Genomic DNA, 20,890 nt, shown 5'->3' with positions numbered 1-20,890 from the left:
GGGAGGGACACTGAGCGATGAGCCAGAAAACCGAAACCCCTCCCACCGACGACCTGCTGACAAACCAACGCGAAGACGGTTCGGCGCTCAACACGCCCGAAGCCATTGAGGATTTCGCGCTCAAGGACGATTACGCCCTCAATCCGCGCTATATTTCACTGGTGATTGACGCCGCTGATCGTGGCGATGGCCTGCGCCTGCGCGAACTGCTGGGCGCCCTGCATCCCGCCGACATCGCCGATTTGCTGGGCTTTCTGTCGCAGGATTACCGCGAAGAGGTGATTCCGTGGATTCCCTCCGACGCCCTGGCCGACATCCTGCCCGAACTCGATGACGACATCCGCGAAGAGGTGATCGGCACCCTGCATCCGCAGGATCTGGCCGAGGTGTTGCAGGAACTCGATTCCGATGACGCGGCCGCCGTTTTCGAAGACCTTGAGGCCGATCAGCAAAAGGCCGTTCTGGCCGCCATGCCGGAAGCCGAGCGCGCCGCCATCGTCACCTCGCTGGCCTATGAGGAAGAAACCGCCGGCCGTCTGATGCAGCGCGAAGTGGTGGCCGCGCCCAGCTTCTGGCACGTCGGCCAGACCATCGACCGCCTGCGCGAAAACGGCGACGACCTGCCCGAACTGTTCTTCGACATCTATGTCATCGACCCCAGCCACAAGCCGATTGGTGCCCTGCCGGTATCGGTGCTGATGCGTTCACGGCGCGATGTGGCCCTAAGCGCCCTGATGGAGCCGATCACCGAGATCCGCGTCGATCAGGATCAGGAGGAAGTGGCCTATATTTTCGAGAAATATCACCTGATCTCGGCACCGGTCGTCGATTCCTCCGGGCGGCTGGTGGGCCAGATTACGGTCGATGACATCGTCAATATCATTCAGGAAGAAAGCCAGGAAGACATGCTGGCCCTGGCCGGGGTGTCGTCCGATTCGGGGCGCGACGCCTCGATCTTCGGCGTGGTGAAATCGCGCTTCTGGTGGCTGCTGATCAATCTGTTCACGGCGGTGCTGGCCTCCAGCGTCATCGGCCTGTTTCAGGACGCCATCGCCAAGCTGGTGGCGCTGGCCGTGCTCAATCCGATCTGCGCCTCGATGGGCGGCAATGCCGGCACCCAGACCCTGACCGTGGCCGTGCGGGCCCTGGCGACGCGCGAACTGAACGCCGCCAATCTGTTGCGCACGGTGTGGCGCGAAATCGCCGCCGGTGTGCTGAACGGTCTGGCCTTCGCCGTCGTGATGGGGCTGGTCACCATGCTGTGGTTCCATGACTGGAAGATGGCGCTGGTTATCGGCATGGCCATGATCATCAATCTGTTCGCCGCTGCCGTGGCGGGCATCCTCATTCCACTCGGCCTTGACCGGATGGGCTATGATCCGGCGGCGTCGGCCACCGTCTTCGTGACGACCGTGACCGACTGTGTGGGTTTCTTCAGTTTCCTCGGTCTGGCCGTGATTATCCTCTTGTAAATCCGAAACGGTCTGTGGTTTGCTTGTCGCACTCATGTTAGGCCCAAAGCGTTCCGTTTTGGGTCAGGCGGGCGCGTCTCGTCCGTTTTGGGTAGGCTTGGGGTCAGGAATCAGGGATGAGAGCGCGTCTTAAGGTCTCCCGTGCGGGGGTCGAGCTCATCAAGAGTTTTGAGGGGCTGCGCCAGACGGCGACCCGTCTGCCCGATGGCCGCTGGACTCTGGGCTATGGCCACACCTTCTCGGCCCGCGAAGGCGCCAAGGTGACGCAGGAAGACGCCGACGCCCTGTTGCGCTTCGATCTTTTGCCCATTGTCGATACCATCAATAATCTGGTGCTGACGCCGCTCAACCAGAACCAGTTCGACGCGCTTGTGTCGTTTTGCTTCAATATCGGCGCGGAAAATTTCACGGCCTCGACGGTTCTCAAGCGAATCAACGAAGGCAGGCTGAACGAAGCGGCGCAGGCTATGGATGCGTGGCGCTCGGCGGAATTCAATGGCCAGACCTATGTGCTGGCGCCACTGATTCGCCGCCGCGCCGCCGAAAAGAGCCTGTTTCTGACGCCGGAAACCATCGATCATGCGTCCGTCATGACCCTGCGGCCGGTGGAGGACGTGGCGGATACAGATAGGATGCAGGCGGACATGTCTGCGCCTGAGGAAGGCCTGGGGCCTGTCGGAAAACCGGCATCTCAGGCCGCGACTGCGCGCCAGGTCATCGATCTCAGCGCCTATGCGCCTGTGGCTGCCAGTCCTGTGGCTGCCAGTCCTGTGGCGCAGGTTGAGCCTGCCCCGGTCGTGCCTGGCCCGGTCTTGCCTGGCCCGGTCTTGCCTGCCACCACTTTGCCAGAAGGCGTGACGCCGAATGTGATCCGTGAAGTGAAACCGCAGGACGAGGCGGAGGCAAGCGCTGATCTTCAGACAGTTCTGCAACGTCAAAAGGATGAACAGGCCCGGCGTGAAGAGGCGGAGCGTCAGGAACATGCACGCCAGGAAGCTGTGCGTCAGGCTCAGGCTTTGGCCGAGGCGCGGGCTGCCGAGCAGGCGCGTCAGATGCGTGAGGCCGAAGAACGCGCCCGTATCGAACACCAGCAGCAGGAAGCTCTCCGCGCCGCCGAAGCTGAAAAAGCAGAGCAGGCCAGGCTTGAGCAGGCCAGACTTGAATTAGCGCGTCTGGAAAATGAACGCCGCGAACGCGAAGCGGCGGCCGATGCGGCCCGCTTGGCGGCGGAAAAGCTGGCAGCGGCTAAAATCGAAGCCGAGAAGGCCGAAGCCGCCAGAATAGACCAGGAAAAGCACGAAGCCGAACAGCGTGACCGGGAAGCGCAGATCTCAGTCTCTGAAGCGGCTCAGGCTGCGATGCCCGCGCCTGAATCCGCGCCTGAAGACGCCGCCGAAAAGGCGCGCAAGGCTGAAGCGGCGGCGGCCCTTATGCGACTTTATTCGCCCTATGGCGGAGGAACGCTCGGCCGTCCCCTCAGCGCATCGCCCGCTTCGCAAACCTTTGTCCAGCATAGCGTCATCGCACCCTCCAGCACGCACTCTTCGCCGATTGAAATCGCCGCCCGACCGGAAGATCTGCCGCCAGCATCCGCGCAGACCCCGGATCTGTCGCAGGAAGAAAAAGAGGGTGAGTCGCAGAACACACCGCTGCAAGATAGGCCGCTTCAGACCTTTGCGCCGGTAACCGCGGCCAGCACGGTGCAGGCATCGGCTATGAGCGCGCTCAATCCCTATGCCCGTCAGCAGATAGCACCGCAAGCCGCCCTGCCGACGCAGGACGAACCGCGCCCGGAACTGAACTGGCGTGAACAGCTTGACCGCCCGTTGCCGCAAAACCATCAGCCGGAAAGCGCACCTCAGTCCGTGCCGCCGGTCGGCCTCCAGTCGAATCTCCAGTCGGGTCTGGGCGTTTTCGACGAATCCTACGGCGATGACGCTGGCTGGACACTCGATGGCGGCCGCATCGCCATGCCGGATACGGATGAGCCCGAACATGCGAGCTGGTGGACGATGATCGTTTCGACCTTCTGGTGGATTTTCATCAGCGGTCTGGGCCTGGGCTGTCTCGGCGTGGCGGCGGGGGCCTATTACAAGTCGCGCGACGCCGTGGTGATCCGCAATGGGGCCGTGCCCGACTATATGACCTGGTCGGTGGTGATGGCGGCGGTCGGCATTCTGTGCGTGTCGGTGTCGCTGTGGCTGATCATGAAACGGCTGGGCGGCCTCAAGGACTAAACCGGCTTGCCATCGCGCTTGCGCGGCGGCTCGGAAGCCGAATCGACATAGCTCTCTTCGCTGTCGCTATAGCTGTCGTCAGGCGTAAAGGCCGGAATATTGGGATGGATGCTCTTGCCCTGTTTGCGCAGGGTGGTGATCGGTGAATCGAGCTGGGCCAGAGTGGCCACAGTGGTCTGGTAGCCTGACTCGACGGCCTTGTCGTAAGCCTTCCAGTCGCGGATTTCGACGCCATCGGGTTCAGGAATGATCAGAAGATCGGTGGCGGCGCGCGACAGGGCCAGATCGGCGGCCGTGATCACGGTGGCCGAACGCATCATGACCGAGACGATAGGCGGGCCGCGCCGCCAGTCGCCGTGCGAAAACCATGCGGACAGTTTTTTCGGCACAACCAGCGCCTTGGGATCGAGGCCACGCGCCCGCGTCACATCGACGCCGATCACCGTGCCGAGGTGGGTATTGCGCATCATGGTGGCCGGGAAGGAGCGCATCACGGCGCCATCCACCAGCACCTGACCGTCTTCGATGACCGGCGGCAGGACACCCGGCAGGGAAATCGAAGCGCGCAGAGCATTGCGCAACAGGCCGGTCTTGTGCACCTTCAGCACGCCCGATGTCAGGTTTGACGACAGGCAGAAAAAGGGCAGGGGCATGTCCTCGATCATCTGGTCGCCGAAGTGCTTGAGAAGGCGCTGATCGACCTTCTTGCCCGATACCATCGAAATGAACGGGAAGGTGATGTCGTCGAGCGGCGACGAGGTGACGAAGGCATCGCGGATGCGCCAGTCGAGTTCGTGATCGTCCCAGCCCAGCGCCGCGCCTGCCGCCAGAATGGCCCCCATTGACGATCCGCAAACGAAATCGATAGGGATGTGGGCTTCGCGCAGGGCCTGAATGGCGCCGATCTGGGTGAAGGCGCGCGCCCCGCCGCCGGAAAAAACGAGGCCGGTCGAATGGCCCGACACGATTCGCGCCAGCCGGGCGGCATCATTGTGGTCGCCGGTCTGGATGTGGAACCAGCGCGTCGGCTTGATGATGTCGAGCCAGGCGCGGGTGCGACCGGGCACCGAAGCTTTTTTAAAACCCTCAGGATAGAGCAGGATCAGGTCGGGCGCGCGGTGCAGCAGGGATTTTTCCCAGGCGGCGGACTTGGGGTCGGGTGGCAGGGCGGCGTCGGCGATCAGAAAGACATGATCAACCTGGCGCGCGCTCAACAGCCGCCAGTGGCTTTCGTGGCTTTCGGCGATATGCAGCACATAGTCGTTTTCGGCCTCGACCTGGGTGAAGACTTCCGGTGATGTGCCGTGGAAATCCTTGTCGATCACCGCCACCCGGTAGCCCAACTCGCGGATATGACCGGCAATATCATCGATCAGGCCGCGGATTGGTTTTTCGCACAGGGCGAAGAAGGCGAAGACATTGGGCGTCACATTGGGCGCGTTGCGGCGCGCCCTTTCCATCATTTTGCGCGACAGAGCGATCAGCAGTTCGGGCCGTGAATCGAGCGCGCGCAGAAAATCGTTGCGCGGCATGGCCAGCAGGTCGGAATCGCGCAGCGCCATGACGGTGGAGGTGTGGTGGGTGCCGGCGATCAGCGACATTTCGCCAACCGGCTCACCGGGGCGGATAATGCCGATCAGCGACAGCTCGTCATGGTCTTCGTCGTGGCGGAAAGCGCCCAAGCGGCCGGAGCGCAGCAGGTAGAGCTGATCGGACTCATCACCGGCGCTGAACAGCCTGGAGCCACCGGGAAGCGAGATGACGCTGGCGCTCTGGCCAAGCGCCGTGCCGAACAGGTTTTCCAGCGCCTGTTGCAGCGATGGATTTTCCTTGGTGTCCATCGAAAGACTCACGATGCGATTCCTCTTATCCTCACTATATAGACCCAATGGGGCGTCCGCGAAAAGGGCGCACTGCGTCAGGAGCGTCAAGTCAAGTGAGCGAAATTCATCTGGTGAAACTGTGTGTCGGTGCCGATTCCGTCGATGATCTGCGGGCCTGGGAAAAGGTGCGCGGCGAGATTTCCTATGTCCATACACGCAACCAGCCCAAACAGGCGCAGGAACTGCTCGATGGCGGATCGCTCTACTGGGTGATCAAGGGCCATATCCTGTGCCGCCGCGAGATCGTGTCGATTGACTATGACGAGGCGGCGCAGCAATGCCTGATCGGGCTGAGCACACGGCATTTTCCGACCGAATCACAGCCGCGTCGGCCTTTTCAGGGCTGGCGCTATCTCAAGGCCGACGATGCGCCGCGCGACCTCAGCGAAGCCGAAAGCGACCTGCCGCCCGAAATGACGCGCGCCCTCAAAGAGGCGGGTGTGTGGTAGTGTGTGTTTTTTTGTTGAGGCGGGTGTATTTTTGTGATAGGGTGAAAATCTATTGAGCAGGGGGAGGCATGCGCATGGCTGCTATGAGCAAATATGATCCTCTCGAAGACTATCTGAAACAGACCGATGACGAGCAGGTGCTGATGGGCTTTTCCGAAATCGAGAATGTGCTCGGTTTCGAACTGCCGCCCAGTTCGCGTCGCCAGCGTGCCTGGTGGAGCAATAATCCCAGCAATAATGTCATGACGCGCGCCTGGCTGGAGGCCGGTTATGAAACCGAAGCCGTCGATATGGCGGCGGGCCGACTGACCTTTCGCAAGATGAAAAAAACCATGCCGAAGTCTGAAACCCTGAAAACCAGTGGCAGCCAGCCGCGCCGCCATCCGGCTTTCGGTGCGCTGAAGGGCCTGATGACCCTGCCGTCCGATCTTGATCTGACCCAGCCAGCCTATCCGGAATGGGCGGATAGTCTGCCGGAACAGGGATGAACAGGCCGCTCCTGCTCGATACGTGTGCCGCCATCTGGCTGGCCGAGGATGCCGCCCTGTCCGAGGCGGCGGTTTCGGCGCTCGATGCGGCGGCGGACAGGGGGGAATCTCTCTATGTTTCACCCTATACGGCTTGGGAAATCGGTATGCTGGTTTCGCGCCGCCGCCTGTCGATCGCCATCAGCCCGCAGCAATGGTTTCGCCGTTTGCTGGGTGCGCCGCTGATCCGCCTGGCCGAGATGACGCCCGATATATTGATCGCGGCCTCCTTCCTGCCATCGGACACATTACGCGATCCGGCAGACAAGGTGATTGTGGCGACGGCACGCGAAATGGGCCTGACGATTGTGACGCGCGACCAGTTGATCCTCGACTATGCCGGAGAAGGCCATGTCGGGGCGGTCGCCTGTTAGAGCGGTTTGCATTCTGATTGAATCGGTCAAAGGCATGCAAACCGCTCTACATTTTACGTTTTTTCCGCATCTCGCATTCAATTTGTAAGTCAAATTAAACGCTCGTTGCTCTAAGGCTAAACCGCGATATTATCGATCAGGCGGGTCTTGCCCAGCCACAGGGCGGCCAGCAGGCGCAGCGTCTGGCCGGATTGCGGCTCGCCAAGGCTTGTAGCGTCGCGCAGAGCGATATAGTCGATCTGGCCGAAACCGGCCTGTTGCAGCGCTGTATGGGCGCGCGCGATGGCGGCATCCGCATCTTCGCCCGCCAGCACGGCGTTGCGCACCTCTTGCAAAACCTGATGCAGTTTGGGCGCTGTGGCGCGCTCCTGTGGGCTGAGATAGGCGTTGCGCGACGACAGGGCCAGTCCGTCGGGCTCGCGCACCGTGGGCAGGCCGACAACCTCGATCTCCATGTCGAAATCGCGCACCATCGTGCGGATGACGGCCAGCTGCTGATAGTCCTTCTCACCGAAGACGGCGACATCGGGGCGCACCTGATGGAACAGCTTGGAGACGACCGTGGCTACGCCGGAAAAGAATTGCGGGCGGAAATCCGTTTCCAGGCCGAGCGCAGGCCCGGCCATGTCGATCCGGCTGACAAAGCCTTGCGGATACAAAACGTCCGGCGTCGGCAGATAGACGAGATCGCAGCCGACGCTTTCCAGCCGCGCCAGATCGCCCGCCTCATCGCGCGGATAGCGGTCGAGGTCTTCGTGGGGGGCGAATTGCAGTGGATTGACGAAGATCGACACCACCACCCGATCAGCCAGGCTGCGGGCGTGGCGCACCAGATCGAGATGGCCCTCATGCAGGGCACCCATCGTCGGCACAAAGGCCACGCGACCGGTCAGGGTTTCCCTCTGGCGGCGCAGATCGCTAAGCGTGCGGGCGTGGGCGATGCGGGGCAGGGCGGCAGTATCCGGCATATAGGTTTCCGTTTTTTTGGTCATTAACCATGCTCCCTAACCGGCATTTAAACCGCCGGGCGCATAGTCGGGCTTATGACCGATCTTGCCCATCTTCGTAAAGTAGGGATTGTCTGCGCCGCCGCAAGTCTGGCGCTGGGCCTGAATGGCTGCGACAACAGCAATCTGCGCAAGACCTTCGCCGATCTCAAGGCCGTTCAGGTCGATGACAGCGGCCAGCCGGCGCAGAAAAGACTAACCAAGAACGATGTGCGCCTGCTGGTGAGCACCGCCAAGGCCATGACGGTGGGGCAAGGTGGCCTTTTCAAGCCGCAGGCCGCTGAGCCCAATAAGGTGACCTTCGCCGTGGTCGATCCGCTCAAAATGCCGCCGCCGGACGATGGCGGGCCCTTGCGGGTTTTACCCGCCGATACGGTTGCACGCGCCCGTTTGCAGGCGGCGCGCGATCTGCCTGACCTGCCGATCTTGCAGGCTGCCGCCCAAACGGCTACTCAGGCGGTCGCGCAGGCGGCTACTCAGGCCGTTGTTCAGTCTGTTATGCCGTCAGGCACATCCGGGCGCACGATGTTGGCCGCGAAGGCCCCCGTCGCACCCTCGCCGGCTGCGTCTGCGGAATCAAACCGCCTGATTCAGGTCGGCTCTTTCTCGTCCGTGCAGGCGGCCCGCACCGCCTGGGATCATTTGCAGACCCAATATCCGGTGGCATTGCGCTACAAGGCGCGCTTTCAGCCCATCACCACGGCCAGCGGTCAGGCGATGGTGCGCCTGAAGGTGGGGCCGGTGGCCGATGGCGCGCACGCCGAAGCTCTGTGCCAGGCGCTGTCGGTGCGCGATAGCTGGTGCGAGCGCGCCGGTTGATAAGACCTGATTTTTGACGGAATTCACTGTATAGGTGAGTCGGCTGACCGCATGGGGTCAGGGCAGGGCCGGATCACAACGCGCATGAATCGCGATCTTACTATCCAACATATCTTGCTCGATTCCGCTACCCGCCTGATTCCACAACTGTTTGCGGTGGTGATGTTTGCGGCGGGAGGGCTGCTGCTCGTGTCGGTGCTGACGCCGATTGATCCGAAATTCATGCCCTATGTCGTCCGGTGGCTGCCTCTGGGCCTCGTCGAATTTTCGCACGCCATCGGCACGGCCAGCGGCGTGTTGATGCTGTTTGTGGCGCGCGGTCTGTGGGAACGCATCGATACGGCCTGGTACATGGCCATGTTTTTGTTTTGTCTGGCGGCGGTGGTGTCGCTGACGCGCGAACTGGCCGTGGTGCCTGCCGTCTTGCTGACCATCTGCGCCCTTCTGCTGATCCCGTGTAAGGACGCCTTCAACCGTCGCTCCAATCTGCTCAGCCTGTCGATCAATCCGATCTGGGCGGGGCTGAGTATCGCCACCTTAGGCGTGATCGTCTGGAGCGGGTTTTACGCCTATCAGCATGTGCCCTACGCCCATTCGATGTGGGTGCATTTCTCATATCGCGCCTCGGCGTCGCGGTTTTTGCGCGGGCTGGTGGTGATGGCGGTGACGGCGGGTCTGATCCTGTTGTACAGGCTGTTCGGCATTGCACGCCAGTTACCACCCGAACCGCAGGAAGAAGATGTCGAGCGCCTGAAAACCGTGGTGGCGGGGGCTTCCAATCCACAGGCCTGGCTGGCCCTGTTGCGCGACAAACACATCTTATGGAACGACGATCAGACCGCCTTCATCATGTACGGCGTGTCGGGTCAGCAATGGGTGGTGATGGGCGAACCGATCGGCCCCAAGGCCGAGGCCGAGGCCCTGTGCTGGCAGCTTAAAGAGTTGGCTTCACTCAGCAATGCACGCTTAAGCTTCTATCAGGTCAGCCCCAATCTGCTGCCGCTGATGATCGATCTGGGCCTGCGCCCCTATAAGATCGGAGAAGAGGCGATGGTCGATGTCGCCGCCTTCGATCTGGCTGGCAAGAAGGGCTATGGTTTCCGCCAGACCATCAAGCGCTTTGAGGGGCTGGGGGCGGAGTTTGAGGTCATCGCGCCCGAAGATGTCGGCCCGCAACTGGATCGGCTGAAGGCCGTGTCCGATGCCTGGCTCAAGGGTAAGTCCGCCAAGGAAAAGAGCTATTCGCTAGGCTGTTTTCAGGACGATTATATGCGCCTGACGCCAGTGGCGGTGCTGCGTGTCGGCGGTGAGATCGTCGCCTTCGCCAATCTGTGGCCGACGCAGGATCGCACCCTGTTGTCGATCGATCTGATGCGCTATGCGCCCGATGCGCCGCCCAGCACGATGGAATATCTGTTCCTGCAACTGATCTTTTATACCCGGGAACACGGCTATCGCTATTTTTCGCTGGGTCTGGCACCATTGGCCGGATTACGTGCCAAGCCGCTGTCGAGCGCCTGGCCGAAACTGGCCTCGCTCATCTGGGAACTGGGCGGAGAATTCTACAATTTCGAAGGCCTGCGCGCCTACAAGGAAAAGTTCAAACCCGACTGGGAACCGCGCTATTTCGCCGTGCCGGGGCAGGAGGCGGCGCTGGTGCCGGCCCTGATGGCCGTGGTGGCGCTGGGTGGACGCACGCCCAAGCCGATGCGCGTCACGCCCGATGACGCACCGGCCTGATGTGCCGTGCTAAAGGCTTGGCGTGTTGGCTGTAAGGGCTGTATAAGCCTCCCACCACGCCTGATCCTTAAGCGGAGCCTGACCGATCCATGACGCCAAACAATCCCACCGCCGCTATCCTGATCATTGGCGATGAAATCCTGTCGGGCCGTACCATCGACACCAATGTCAACACCATTGCCCGCTTTTTAGGGGCGCTGGGCATCGACCTGGCCGAGGTGCGCATGATCCACGATGATGAGGCCCAGATCATCACGGCGGTCAATGCCCTGCGCGGGGCTTATGATTATGTCTTTTCGACCGGCGGCATCGGCCCCACCCATGACGACATCACCGCCGACTGCATGGCGAAGGCTTTTGGCGTCGCCATCAGCGAACATCCGCAGGCGCTGGACATTCTTCAGGCGCGGGCGCTGAAAATGGGATGGGAACTGAACGCCAACAGCCGCCGCATGGCGCGCATTCCGCAGGGCGCTGATCTGATCAAAAATCCGGTATCGGCCGCCCCCGGCTTCCAGCTTGGCAATGTCTTCGTCATGGCGGGCGTGCCCAAGATCATGGAATCCATGCTGCAGGACGTCGCCCCGCGTTTGCGCACCGGCAGACAGGCGGTTTCGCGCACGCTGAAGCTGATCTATATCGGCGAAAGCTGGGCGGCCGACGCCCTGCGCGAAACCGCCAGGCGCTATCCCGAACTGTCGCTGGGCAGCTATCCTTTCGGTATGTCCACCGATGGCGAATTCGGCACCCAGCTTGTGATTCGGGGCCTCGACGCCGATCAGGTCGATCAGGCCCGCACGGAGCTGCTGACGGCACTCGAACCGGTGGTGGCCGAGGCGCAGGCGCGCAATCCCGCTGCTCTGCTTGAAGACATCAGCGTCTGATCGCACACACCATGCTGAAAAACGGCCTTGCGGGCGGCTTTCGCTTGCAATCCGTCTCGACGTGCGCAAAACGAAGACCGCACGGTTTTTAAGCGGGCGTGGCGAAATGGTAGACGCTACAGACTTAAAATCTGTCGGGGGCAACCCCATGCCGGTTCGAGTCCGGCCGCCCGCACCAGGTTCCGCAAAATTTATTTTTTAGAACATATTGCGAACTTGGAACAAATGGGGTACATTTTCTGTCAGGAGAACAGATGATCCGTGAAATCCCACATCGGGGCGGGGAATCGTGACATAGAAGGGATTGGTTATGTCGCAGGCGGTATTGAAACTCGTGGCTAAGAACGAAGCAGAAAAACAACGGGCGCTCGAAGCAGCGCTGGCGCAGATCGACCGGGCCTTTGGCAAGGGCTCGGTGATGAAGCTGGGGGCCAATGGCAAGGTGCAGGAAATCGAATCGGTATCGACCGGTTCGCTGGGCCTTGATATGGCGCTGGGCATTGGCGGCCTGCCCAAGGGGCGGGTGATCGAAATTTATGGCCCGGAATCATCGGGTAAAACCACCCTGGCCCTGCATACGGTGGCCGAAATCCAGAAGGCGGGTGGCACAGCGGCCTTTGTGGATGCGGAACACGCGCTTGACCCCACCTATGCCGGTAAGCTGGGGGTCAATCTCGATGATCTTTTGGTGTCGCAGCCCGATAATGGTGAGCAGGCGCTGGAAATCACCGATACGCTGGTGCGTTCGGGCGCGGTGGACATTGTGGTGATCGATTCGGTGGCGGCGCTGACGCCGCGCGCTGAAATCGAAGGCGATATGGGCGACAGCCTGCCCGGTTTGCAGGCGCGCCTGATGAGCCAGGCCTTGCGCAAGCTGACCGGCTCGATCTCCAAGTCGAAGTGCATCGTCATCTTCATCAACCAGATCCGCATGAAGATCGGCGTCATGTATGGTTCGCCCGAAACGACGACCGGCGGCAATGCGCTGAAATTCTACGCCAGTGTTCGCCTGGATATTCGCCGCACCGGCGCGATCAAGGTGCGAGATGAAAACATCGGCAACAGCGTCAAGGTCAAGGTGGTCAAGAACAAGATCGCGCCGCCCTTCCGCGAAGTGGAATTCGATATTCTGTTCGGTCACGGTATCTCGAAGATCGGCGAAATCATCGATCTCGGCGTCAAGGCCGGTATTGTCGAGAAATCCGGCTCGTGGTTCTCCTATAATTCGACGCGCATCGGTCAGGGACGTGATAATGCCCGCGAATTCCTGAAGGCCAATCCCGAAATGGCGAAGGAAATCGAAATGGGCATCCGCCACAAATCGAACGTCCTGTCGGAAGAACTGCTCGGCACGCCGGAACCCGACGCCAATGAAGGCGATGAGTCGCTGTAAGGCTTACGGTCGGGGCGGCGGTACCGATCCCCAATCCCAGCCCGTCATCCTGATCGGAAAGACGCCTCCTGACAGGGGCGTCTTTTTTATGCTTTGCTGCGCAGAACGCGCCACGAAATATGCCGCAGATGCCGAAAGGTCTTTGCGCTTGGGGATAAGCGCCTCTATATACGGGCGATATTCATATTCCCTTAGCCGGAGCGGTTTTCCGTTTAGCTCATGACGACTTCGCCTACGCTCAATCAAATTCGCCAGGCCTTCCTCGATTATTTTGCGAAGCAGGGCCACGAGGTCGTCAGTTCGTCGTCGCTGGTGCCGCACAATGACCCGACCCTGATGTTCACCAATGCCGGTATGGTGCCGTTCAAGAACGTCTTTACCGGCGCTGAAACGCGGCCCTATAAACGCGCCACCTCATCGCAGAAGGTTGTGCGGGCGGGTGGCAAGCATAATGACCTCGATAATGTCGGCTATACAGCGCGCCACCACACCTTTTTCGAGATGCTCGGCAATTTCTCCTTCGGCGACTATTTCAAGGCTGAGGCGATTGAATTTGCCTGGAAACTGATCACCGAAGATTACGGCATCGACAAGAACCGCCTGATGGCCACCGTCTATATCGATGATGATGAGGCGTTCGATCTGTGGAAAAAGATCGCCGGTCTGCCCGAATCGCGCATCGCCCGCATCGCCGGTTCCGATAATTTCTGGTCGATGGGCGATACCGGCCCGTGCGGCCCGTGCACCGAAATCTTCTATGATCACGGCGATCATATCTGGGGCGGCCCGCCGGGCACACCGGAAGAGGACGGCGACCGTTTCGTCGAAATCTGGAATCTGGTCTTCATGCAATATGATCAGCAGCCGGACGGCACCCGCCTCAACCTGCCCAAGCCATCGATTGACACCGGCATGGGACTGGAGCGCGTCGCTGCCGTCTTGCAGGGCGTGCATAATAATTACGACATCGACCTGTTCCGCAACCTGATTGCCGCCTCCGTTGCCGCCACCGGCGTCAAGGCCGAGGGCGAGGCCCTGCCGTCGCACCGCGTCATCGCCGATCATCTGCGCTCATCCTCCTTCCTGATCGCCGATGGCGTCACGCCGTCGAATGAGGGGCGCGGCTATGTGCTGCGCCGGATCATGCGCCGCGCCATGCGCCACGCCTATCTGCTCGGCGCCGAAACGCCGTTGCTGCATCGTCTGGTGCCGGCGCTGGTCGCTGAAATGGGTGATCATTATGGCGAACTGAAACGCGCCGAGGCCAGCATCGTCGATACGTTGCGTCAGGAAGAAGAACGGTTCCGACGCACTCTGGGGCGCGGCATGAACCTGCTCGATGAGGCGACACGTGATCTGAAATCGGGCGACGTGATGAGTGGTGAAACGGCCTTCAAGCTGTACGACACCTATGGTTTTCCCCTCGATCTGACGCAGGACGCCGTGCGCGCCCGTGGCCTGACCGTCGATACGGCGGCCTTTGAGGTGGCGATGGAAGAACAGCGCAATCGCGCCCGCGAACATTGGACGGGCTCCGGTGAAAAGGCCGTGGCCGCCGAATGGTTCGCCATCCGCGACGCCGTTGGCGCGTCGGAATTTGTCGGCTACGAGCATTTGGATGCTCAGGGCCATGTGCAGGCCCTGGTGCTGGACGGCGAAAGCGTCGAAGAAGCCCATGCCGGCGATACGGTTGAGGTTGTGTTTGAAAAGACGCCCTTCTACCCCGAAGGCGGCGGGCAGGCGGGCGATACCGGCACGGCCGAACTGCTGCATGGCAAGGCGCGCGTACGCGATACCCATCGTCATGCCGGTGAGCTGATCGTGCACCGCATGGAGATTGTCGAGGGCAGCCTGAAGCTGGGCGACAAGGTGGAACTGCACGTCGATGCCCATAAACGCGCCACCACGCGCTCTAACCATTCGGCGGCGCACCTGCTGCACGCCGCGCTCAAACACGTTTTGGGCCCGCATGTGGCGCAGAAGGGCCAACTGGTCGATGCCGACCGGATGCGTTTCGATTTCAGCCACGGCGCGCCTTTGAGCGACGAAGAGATCACGCGCATCGAGGCCGAGGTCAATGCGGTCATCCTGCAAAATGCCGCCGCCTCGACCAAGATGATGACGCCCGACGAGGCCATTGCCGAGGGTGCTGTGGCGCTGTTTGGTGAAAAATACGGCGACGAGGTGCGGGTGCTGGCGCTGGGTAGCGCGCTGGACGGCGACGGCAGTTTTTCGGTCGAACTGTGTGGCGGCACCCACGTAGCGCGCACCGGCGACATCGCCCTGTTCAAGATCGTCTCCGAAGGCGGCGTGGCGGCAGGCATCCGCCGTATCGAGGCTGTGACCGGCGAATCCGCGCGGCAATTCCTGCTCGAACAGGCAGGCGTGGCGCGCAATCTGGCCGACCAGTTCAAGGTTCCGGTAGGTCAGGTCGAGGCAAGGGTCGAGGCCCTGATCGCCGAGCGCAAGAAGCTGGAAAAAGAATTGTCCGAAGCCAAGCGTGCTCTGGCTGTGGGGGGCGGTGGCGCGGCGGCGGGCCCCGAAGACATCAATGGAATCAAATTGCTGGCGCGCGTTCTCGATGGGGTGGGCGGCAAGGATCTGCGTCCGCTGGCCGAAGATTTCAAAAAGCAGGTCGGTTCGGGCATTGTGGCCCTGATCGGCAGGCTGGACGGCAAGGCGGCGGTGACCGTGGCGGTGACGCCCGACCTGACGGGCCGCTTCAATGCCGCCGAACTGGCGAAAGCCGCCGTGATCGCTATGGGCGGGCAGGGCGCGGGTGGCAAGCCCGATTTCGCCCAGGGCGGCGCGCCCGACGATGCGAAGGCCGATGACGGGCTGGCGGCGGTCAGGGCCCAGATCACAGCTTCCGCCTGATGGACAGGCTGGCCGGCAAGATCATTGTGGTCACCGGCGGCGCCAGCGGTATCGGCGAAGCGATTGCGCGCGCGGCCATCCATGAGCGGGCGCGCGTCATTATCGCCGATATTCACCGGCCTCCCGGCCTGAAACTGGCGCAGGAACTGGGGCCGGAGGCGCATTTTCTCGAACTCGACGTGGCCGAGGAAACGTCATGGGCGGCGGGGCTGGATGCCGTGGTGGCGGCGCATGGCCGGTTGGATGTTCTGGTCAATAATGCTGGTGTGACCGGCCATGCCGGAGACGGCCAGAACGATCCGGAACATACCTCGCTTGATGAATGGCGGCGCGTGATGCGCGTCAATCTCGACGGCGTCTTTCTGGGCTGCAAGCACGCGATCCGCGTCATGCGCGCCACGGGCGGCGGTTCGATCATCAATATGTCGTCGCGCTCGGGTCTGGTGGGCGTGCCGCATCAGGCGGCCTATGCGGCCTCGAAGGCGGCGGTGCGCAACCATACCAAGAGCGTGGCGCTGTACTGCGCCGAGCAGGGCCTCAATATCCGCTGCAACTCAGTGCATCCGGCGGCCATACTGACGCCGATGTGGGAAGCCATGCTGAAGGACGGCGCGGATGCGAAAGCCGTGGCGGCGGCCAGCCCGCTGCATCGTTTTGGCCGTCTCGATGAGGTGGCCGCCATCGTCACCCTGCTGGCCTCGGATGAGGCGACCTTCATTACCGGTTCGGAATTCAATATTGACGGCGGCATTCTGGCGGGTTCTGCCGGTTCGCCGAAATAATCAGGCCGATAGCAGCAAGGCCAGTCCCGACAGGGTGAACAGGCTGATCAGCGTGCTTTGCGCCACGGTGCGCGCCGCGCCTTCGTACCACAGGCCGTACATGCGGCTCTGCACGAAAACACTGACCGCCGTGGGTGTGGCGGCCAGGAAGACGCACACCTTGTAGGTCAGGGGATCGACCGGCAGAAAATGCAGAACCAGCGCCACCAGAGCGGGGGCCAGCAGGATTTTGCCGATGATGGCAAACGTGCTGGCGCGGTCGGGACGGATCAACTGGCGGGCGGGCATCAGACCCAGCATCCCGCCCAGCGCCACCAGCGCCACCGGCGGGCCGGAGCGGCCGAGCAGGTCGAGGGCGCCGGATACGGCTTCGGGCAGGTGCAGGCGAGACAGCATCAGCAAAACGCCGATCAAAGCGCCGATGACGGTCGGGTTTTTGGCTGTGCGGATCAGGGCTTCGCGGAAGGTATGGCCTGACGCCTTGGCCAGACTGGCGCAGCCGATGGTGAACAGGATCAGGAAATCGGCGGCCACCACCAGAGGCGCTATGGCCGAGACGCGCGCGCCGAACAGGCTGGTGACAACCGGAATGCCGAGAAAAGCCGAATTGTTGATGAAGCCGGAAAAGCCCGCCGCAATGGAAATGTCGCGTCCCTTTTCGATGTGGCCGCCACTGAGGCGCACGGCCACCACAACCGCCGCTGCCGTCAGCAAAAGCGCGCAGGCATAGGCGATCAGGGCCATTGCGTGGGTGGCGTTGATGGCGGGCAGGCGGGCGAAGCTGACCATCAGCCAGCACGGAAAGGCCAGCCAGTAGAAATAGGCGGTCAGGCCGTCCAGACCGGCGCGATCCAGCCTGCCTGCGCGTGACAACACAGCGCCTAAGCCGATAAAGGCGAAAAAAATAATGACGCGACCGAGGGTTTCCAGCATGGGCCCTTCATAAGGCCAAAGTGGCGGCTGGCCAATGCTTATCGCTGGCAGCGCTGTACGAATGCGCCGGTTACGGCTAAAAAGGTTTGCATGACGCGCCGATACCTTTCTCTTGTGCTGACCTGTCTGGCGCTGTCCTGGCTGATGGTCGCGCCTGCCCGCGCGGCGGATCCGGCAGCGCCTGCGTGCGGCGGCGTGGTCAGCTTTGCCGGTCTGAACTGGGAAAGCGGTGAGTTCCTGACCGCCGTGATGCGCCAAATCCTTGAGCGCGGTTATGGTTGCCGCACGAACAGCGTGCCCGGCAATACGGTCACGCTCGAACAGGCGCTGGCCGATGACGATATTCAGATCATCGCCGAAGAATGGGTGAGCCGCAGCGACACCTGGAAGCAGGCCGCCGATGCGGGCAAGGTGCGCGCTATTGGCCATCCGTTCAGCGGTGCCAGCGAAGGCTGGTATGTGCCCGATTACATGGTGCATGGCCCCGGTGCCACGGCGCGGGACTTGCGCGATGTCAGCCAGTTGGCTGAGCCCGCCTATGTGCGCCTGTTCGCCGACCCGGAACAGCCGTCGCGCGGGCGATTTCTCAACTGTCCGTCGGGCTGGACGTGCGAGGGCGTCAATACGGCCAAGCTGCACGCCTATGGGCTGGATCACGCCTATGTCGATTTTCGTCCCGGCACCGGCCCGGCTATGGATGCCGCCATCGTGTCGGCCTATGCGCAGAAACAGCCGCTTTTGTTTTATTACTGGTCGCCCAGCGCCATTGCCGGGAAGCTGAAGCTGTTTCGCCTGCATGAGCCCGCCTGGTCGGCGGCCTGCTGGCAGGATCTGATCAGCAAGAATGGCCGCCATATAAGGGGCTGCGAAGCGCCGCCCGCCGATATTGCCTATGGTGTGTCGGCGGCTTTCGCAGGCCGCGCGCCGCAGGTGGTAGCCGTGCTGCAAAAGGCCAATGTGCCGATTGATGTGCTGAACGCCAGTCTGGTGGCCATTGCTGATCGCCATGCCGATCCGGCGGCGCAGGCCGTAGATTTTCTGAAAACGCGGCCCGATCTGTGGCGCGGCTGGGTGGATCGGGCGGCAGCTTTGCGCATCGAGGCCAGTCTGGAAGCCGCGCCCGTGGCGGCCAAAAGCAACTTCCCGGCAGGCTGGACGATTTCGATCCGCCAGCCGGTGAACCGGGCTCTGGCGGCGCTGGTGGCGCAGCACGGCGGGGCGTTTCGGGCGGTTTCCGGGGTGTTGCTGGCCGGGGTGGTGGCACTTGACCGGCTGTTGGCAGCAACGCCGTGGTGGCTGCTGATCGCGGGCTTCGTGGCGCTGGCCTGGCTGGGGGCGCGCCGCCTCTGGCTGTGCATTACGGTGGGCGGGCTGATGTTGGTGACCGGCCTGCTCGGCCTGTGGGACGCCATGACCCAGACCCTGAGCCTGATGCTGATTGCCAGCGGTATCGCCTTTATCCTCGGCGTGCCAGCGGGGATTATCACGGCGAAATCGCGCAGCGTGCGGCTGATCGTCATGCCGGTGCTGGATGTCATGCAGACCATGCCGGGTTTCGTGTATCTGATCCCGGCCCTGATGCTGTTTGGGCTGGGCAAGGTGCCCGCTATTCTGGCCACCCTGATCTATTGCCTGCCGCCGATGGTACGGCTGACAGCTCTGGGCATCGAGCGCGTCGATCCCGAACTGCGCGAGGCGGGCGAGGCGTTCGGCCTGACGCCGTTGCAGATGCTGTGGCGCGTTGAGCTGCCTCTGGCCGCGCCGACTATGATGGCCGGGGTCAACCAGATGATCATGCTGGCCCTGTCGATGGTGGTGGTGGCGTCGATGATCGGGGCGCGGGGCCTGGGCGAGCAAGTGCTGAACGGCATCCAGACGCTCGATGTCGGGCAGGGGCTGGAGGCCGGGATCGGCATTGTCATTCTGGCCTTTGTGCTCGACCGCATCACACAGGGCTTCGGCCGAAAGGCAGCGGCATGATCACGATCCGCGATCTGAGCAAGGTGTTTGGCAAACGCGAAGCCGAGGCGCTGGCTATGGCCGGGCAGGGGGCGGGGCGGGCCGAAATTCTGGCTGCCACGGGCGCGACTCTAGCCTTGAATCAGGTGTCGCTCGACATACCCGCAGGTCAGGTTTTCGTGCTGATGGGGCTGTCGGGTTCGGGCAAATCGACGCTGGTGCGCCACCTCAACCGGCTGGTGGAGCCGAGCCGAGGCGCGATTGAGATCGGCGGCGAAGACATATTGGCGCTCGATGCGAAAGCTCTGCGCCAGTTGCGTCGCCAGAAGATCAGCATGGTGTTTCAGGGCTTCGGCCTGCTGCCGCATTTAAGCGTGCGCGACAATATCGCCTTTGGCCTGATCGCGCGCGGCGAGCCAAAAGCCGAAGCGCATGACAAGGCGCGCCAGTGGATCACGACGCTGGGCCTTGACGGCTATCAGGATGCGCGCCCCGATGCGCTGTCGGGCGGGATGCGCCAGCGCGTCGGGCTGGGGCGGGCTCTGGCTGTTGATACCGGCATCCTGCTGATGGACGAAGCCTTCAGCGCGCTTGATCCTTTGATCCGCGCCGAGATGCAGGATATGTTGCAGGACTTGCAGCGGCGGCTGAAAAAGACGGTCGTGTTCGTCACCCATGATCTGGCCGAGGCGGTCAGGCTGGGTGATACCATCGCCATGCTGCGCGATGGTGCGGTGGTGCAGGTGGGTGCGCCTGACGATATTCTCAACCATCCGGCGGATGACTATGTGGCGCGCTTCGTGGCCGCGCACCGGCGCTGAGTACGTTGAGTATCTGTTTATGAACGTTAACCGCGGCGAAGCATTTATAAATATTGAAGTGTATTGACTAAGTGACACCATTGTAGTCATAATGATGATTAATCAGCAGATAAACTACCCCGGGTTGTTAATTTTTAGTAAGCCAGCAATGTATTCTTTACCATCGGCTTCAACAGTCACCTTCATAATGCCTGGAAACAGAGGAAAATTTCCAATTGTTACTATACTCTTAATGCTGACGAGAGGAAAATTTTGAAATTCAGCCTTTGCCATATTAATTACATCTTTACCCAAGTCGTTTTTCGCTAACTCGGTTCCATTACTTGAGGCAATAGATACAATTATTGAAGACGGTATCGAATCCTGTGTGAAGCCAATGCGTAGATAAATGCAGAGCTTTGGAATGACGGGTGCAAAGTTAGGTCCTGGCGGTGGCGTTTGAATTTGAGGTATCAAATTATCGGGCATCAAACCTACGATAGTCTCGCTACCATTGGCCTCGGGACGAACGTCTTCGCAAAAGAAGGCAAGCGCTGAAAATGACACATTATGCTCCAGTTCTTTCAGACCATCTAACGCGCGGAGATGTAGCTTCCAAGGTTTCAGGCCTGATGACCGCTTGGCCCGATACTGTCGTTGGGGAACTAAAGACAGTGATGCTATTAGATTTTCGATCAACCGCTTGTCTGGTAAAAGAAAAGTCGACTTCACGATTCAGGGCCGCCGCGAGTTC

At 61.5% G+C, this 20,890-nt stretch carries 17 protein-coding genes and 1 tRNA gene; 14 read left to right on the top strand and 4 right to left on the bottom strand.

The window, feature by feature from the left end:
- Window positions 1–17: 17 nt before the first annotated feature.
- A complete protein-coding gene (gene mgtE / locus QB905_RS06810) occupies window positions 18–1,472 on the top strand; it encodes a magnesium transporter (RefSeq protein WP_282973882.1) in 1,455 nt (484 codons plus the stop codon).
- 116 nt (window positions 1,473–1,588) lie between these two features.
- Complete coding sequence (locus tag QB905_RS06805) at window positions 1,589–3,709, top strand: lysozyme (protein ID WP_282973880.1); 2,121 nt, start codon at window positions 1,589–1,591, stop codon at window positions 3,707–3,709.
- On the opposite strand, the gene QB905_RS06800 is transcribed toward QB905_RS06805, so the two are convergent.
- On the bottom strand, window positions 3,706–5,562 hold the full coding sequence (locus tag QB905_RS06800; RefSeq protein WP_282973878.1) for a patatin-like phospholipase family protein: 1,857 nt from the start codon (window positions 5,560–5,562) through the stop codon (window positions 3,706–3,708). The two genes, QB905_RS06805 and QB905_RS06800, sit on opposite strands and share 4 nt — an antisense overlap.
- A gap of 83 nt (window positions 5,563–5,645) precedes the next feature.
- Between QB905_RS06800 and QB905_RS06795 the strand changes: the two genes are divergently transcribed.
- The 3 genes from QB905_RS06795 (at window position 5,646) to QB905_RS06785 (ending at window position 6,942) form a co-directional block, all read left to right on the top strand.
- Window positions 5,646–6,041: a DUF1489 family protein gene (locus tag QB905_RS06795; RefSeq protein WP_282973877.1), complete on the top strand. Its 396-nt coding sequence runs from the start codon at window positions 5,646–5,648 to the stop codon at window positions 6,039–6,041.
- A gap of 74 nt (window positions 6,042–6,115) precedes the next feature.
- Entirely contained in the window at window positions 6,116–6,529 is a 414-nt protein-coding gene (locus QB905_RS06790; protein ID WP_282973876.1) for a DUF7662 domain-containing protein, read from the top strand.
- Window positions 6,526–6,942 carry a type II toxin-antitoxin system VapC family toxin gene (locus QB905_RS06785; RefSeq protein ID WP_282973875.1) on the top strand — a complete coding sequence of 139 codons (417 nt, stop codon included), beginning with the start codon at window positions 6,526–6,528 and terminating at the stop codon, window positions 6,940–6,942. The genes QB905_RS06790 and QB905_RS06785 overlap by 4 nt, the downstream gene beginning before the upstream one ends.
- 116 nt (window positions 6,943–7,058) lie before the next feature.
- Here the strand turns inward: QB905_RS06785 and panC are convergent, their stop codons facing one another.
- Window positions 7,059–7,910: a pantoate--beta-alanine ligase gene (gene panC / locus QB905_RS06780; protein ID WP_282975596.1), complete on the bottom strand. Its 852-nt coding sequence runs from the start codon at window positions 7,908–7,910 to the stop codon at window positions 7,059–7,061.
- Window positions 7,911–7,985: 75 nt separating this feature from the next.
- Between panC and QB905_RS06775 the strand changes: the two genes are divergently transcribed.
- The 7 genes from QB905_RS06775 (at window position 7,986) to QB905_RS06745 (ending at window position 16,444) form a co-directional block, all read left to right on the top strand.
- On the top strand, window positions 7,986–8,768 hold the full coding sequence (locus QB905_RS06775; protein WP_282973873.1) for an SPOR domain-containing protein: 783 nt from the start codon (window positions 7,986–7,988) through the stop codon (window positions 8,766–8,768).
- An 84-nt stretch (window positions 8,769–8,852) separates the two neighbouring features.
- Complete coding sequence (locus QB905_RS06770) at window positions 8,853–10,508, top strand: phosphatidylglycerol lysyltransferase domain-containing protein (RefSeq protein ID WP_282973872.1); 1,656 nt, start codon at window positions 8,853–8,855, stop codon at window positions 10,506–10,508.
- Between the two features lie 89 nt (window positions 10,509–10,597).
- A complete protein-coding gene (locus QB905_RS06765; RefSeq protein ID WP_282973870.1) occupies window positions 10,598–11,392 on the top strand; it encodes a competence/damage-inducible protein A in 795 nt (264 codons plus the stop codon).
- 92 nt (window positions 11,393–11,484) lie between these two features.
- A tRNA-Leu gene (locus QB905_RS06760) sits at window positions 11,485–11,570 on the top strand.
- Between the two features lie 132 nt (window positions 11,571–11,702).
- The gene (gene recA / locus QB905_RS06755; protein WP_282973869.1) at window positions 11,703–12,785 is read left to right on the top strand and encodes a recombinase RecA; all 1,083 of its coding nucleotides are present in this window, start codon (window positions 11,703–11,705) and stop codon (window positions 12,783–12,785) included.
- Between the two features lie 219 nt (window positions 12,786–13,004).
- Entirely contained in the window at window positions 13,005–15,662 is a 2,658-nt protein-coding gene (gene alaS, locus QB905_RS06750) for an alanine--tRNA ligase (protein WP_282973868.1), read from the top strand.
- On the top strand, window positions 15,662–16,444 hold the full coding sequence (locus tag QB905_RS06745) for a glucose 1-dehydrogenase (RefSeq protein WP_282973866.1): 783 nt from the start codon (window positions 15,662–15,664) through the stop codon (window positions 16,442–16,444). Before alaS ends, QB905_RS06745 begins: the two co-directional genes overlap by 1 nt.
- On the opposite strand, the gene QB905_RS06740 is transcribed toward QB905_RS06745, so the two are convergent.
- A complete protein-coding gene (locus QB905_RS06740; RefSeq protein ID WP_282973864.1) occupies window positions 16,445–17,377 on the bottom strand; it encodes an AEC family transporter in 933 nt (310 codons plus the stop codon).
- Window positions 17,378–17,467: 90 nt separating this feature from the next.
- Here QB905_RS06740 and QB905_RS06735 point away from each other — a divergent pair, with 90 nt between their 5' ends.
- Together QB905_RS06735 and QB905_RS06730 are read left to right on the top strand one after the other, a co-directional pair.
- Window positions 17,468–19,357 (top strand): glycine betaine ABC transporter substrate-binding protein, encoded by a 1,890-nt coding sequence (locus QB905_RS06735; RefSeq protein WP_282973862.1) that lies wholly within the window; start codon window positions 17,468–17,470, stop codon window positions 19,355–19,357.
- Window positions 19,354–20,157, top strand: coding sequence for a betaine/proline/choline family ABC transporter ATP-binding protein (locus QB905_RS06730; RefSeq protein ID WP_282973861.1), 804 nt, complete (start codon window positions 19,354–19,356; stop codon window positions 20,155–20,157). Before QB905_RS06735 ends, QB905_RS06730 begins: the two co-directional genes overlap by 4 nt.
- Before the next feature lie 114 nt (window positions 20,158–20,271).
- On the opposite strand, the gene QB905_RS06725 is transcribed toward QB905_RS06730, so the two are convergent.
- Entirely contained in the window at window positions 20,272–20,868 is a 597-nt protein-coding gene (locus tag QB905_RS06725) for a hypothetical protein (RefSeq protein WP_282973859.1), read from the bottom strand.
- Window positions 20,869–20,890 lie beyond the last annotated feature (22 nt).

It is taken from the genome of Asticcacaulis sp. EMRT-3, from assembly GCF_030027245.1.
Classification (GTDB): domain Bacteria; phylum Pseudomonadota; class Alphaproteobacteria; order Caulobacterales; family Caulobacteraceae; genus Asticcacaulis.
Note: the sequence above shows the minus strand (reverse complement) of the source record. Positions and strands in the feature narration are given on the sequence as shown.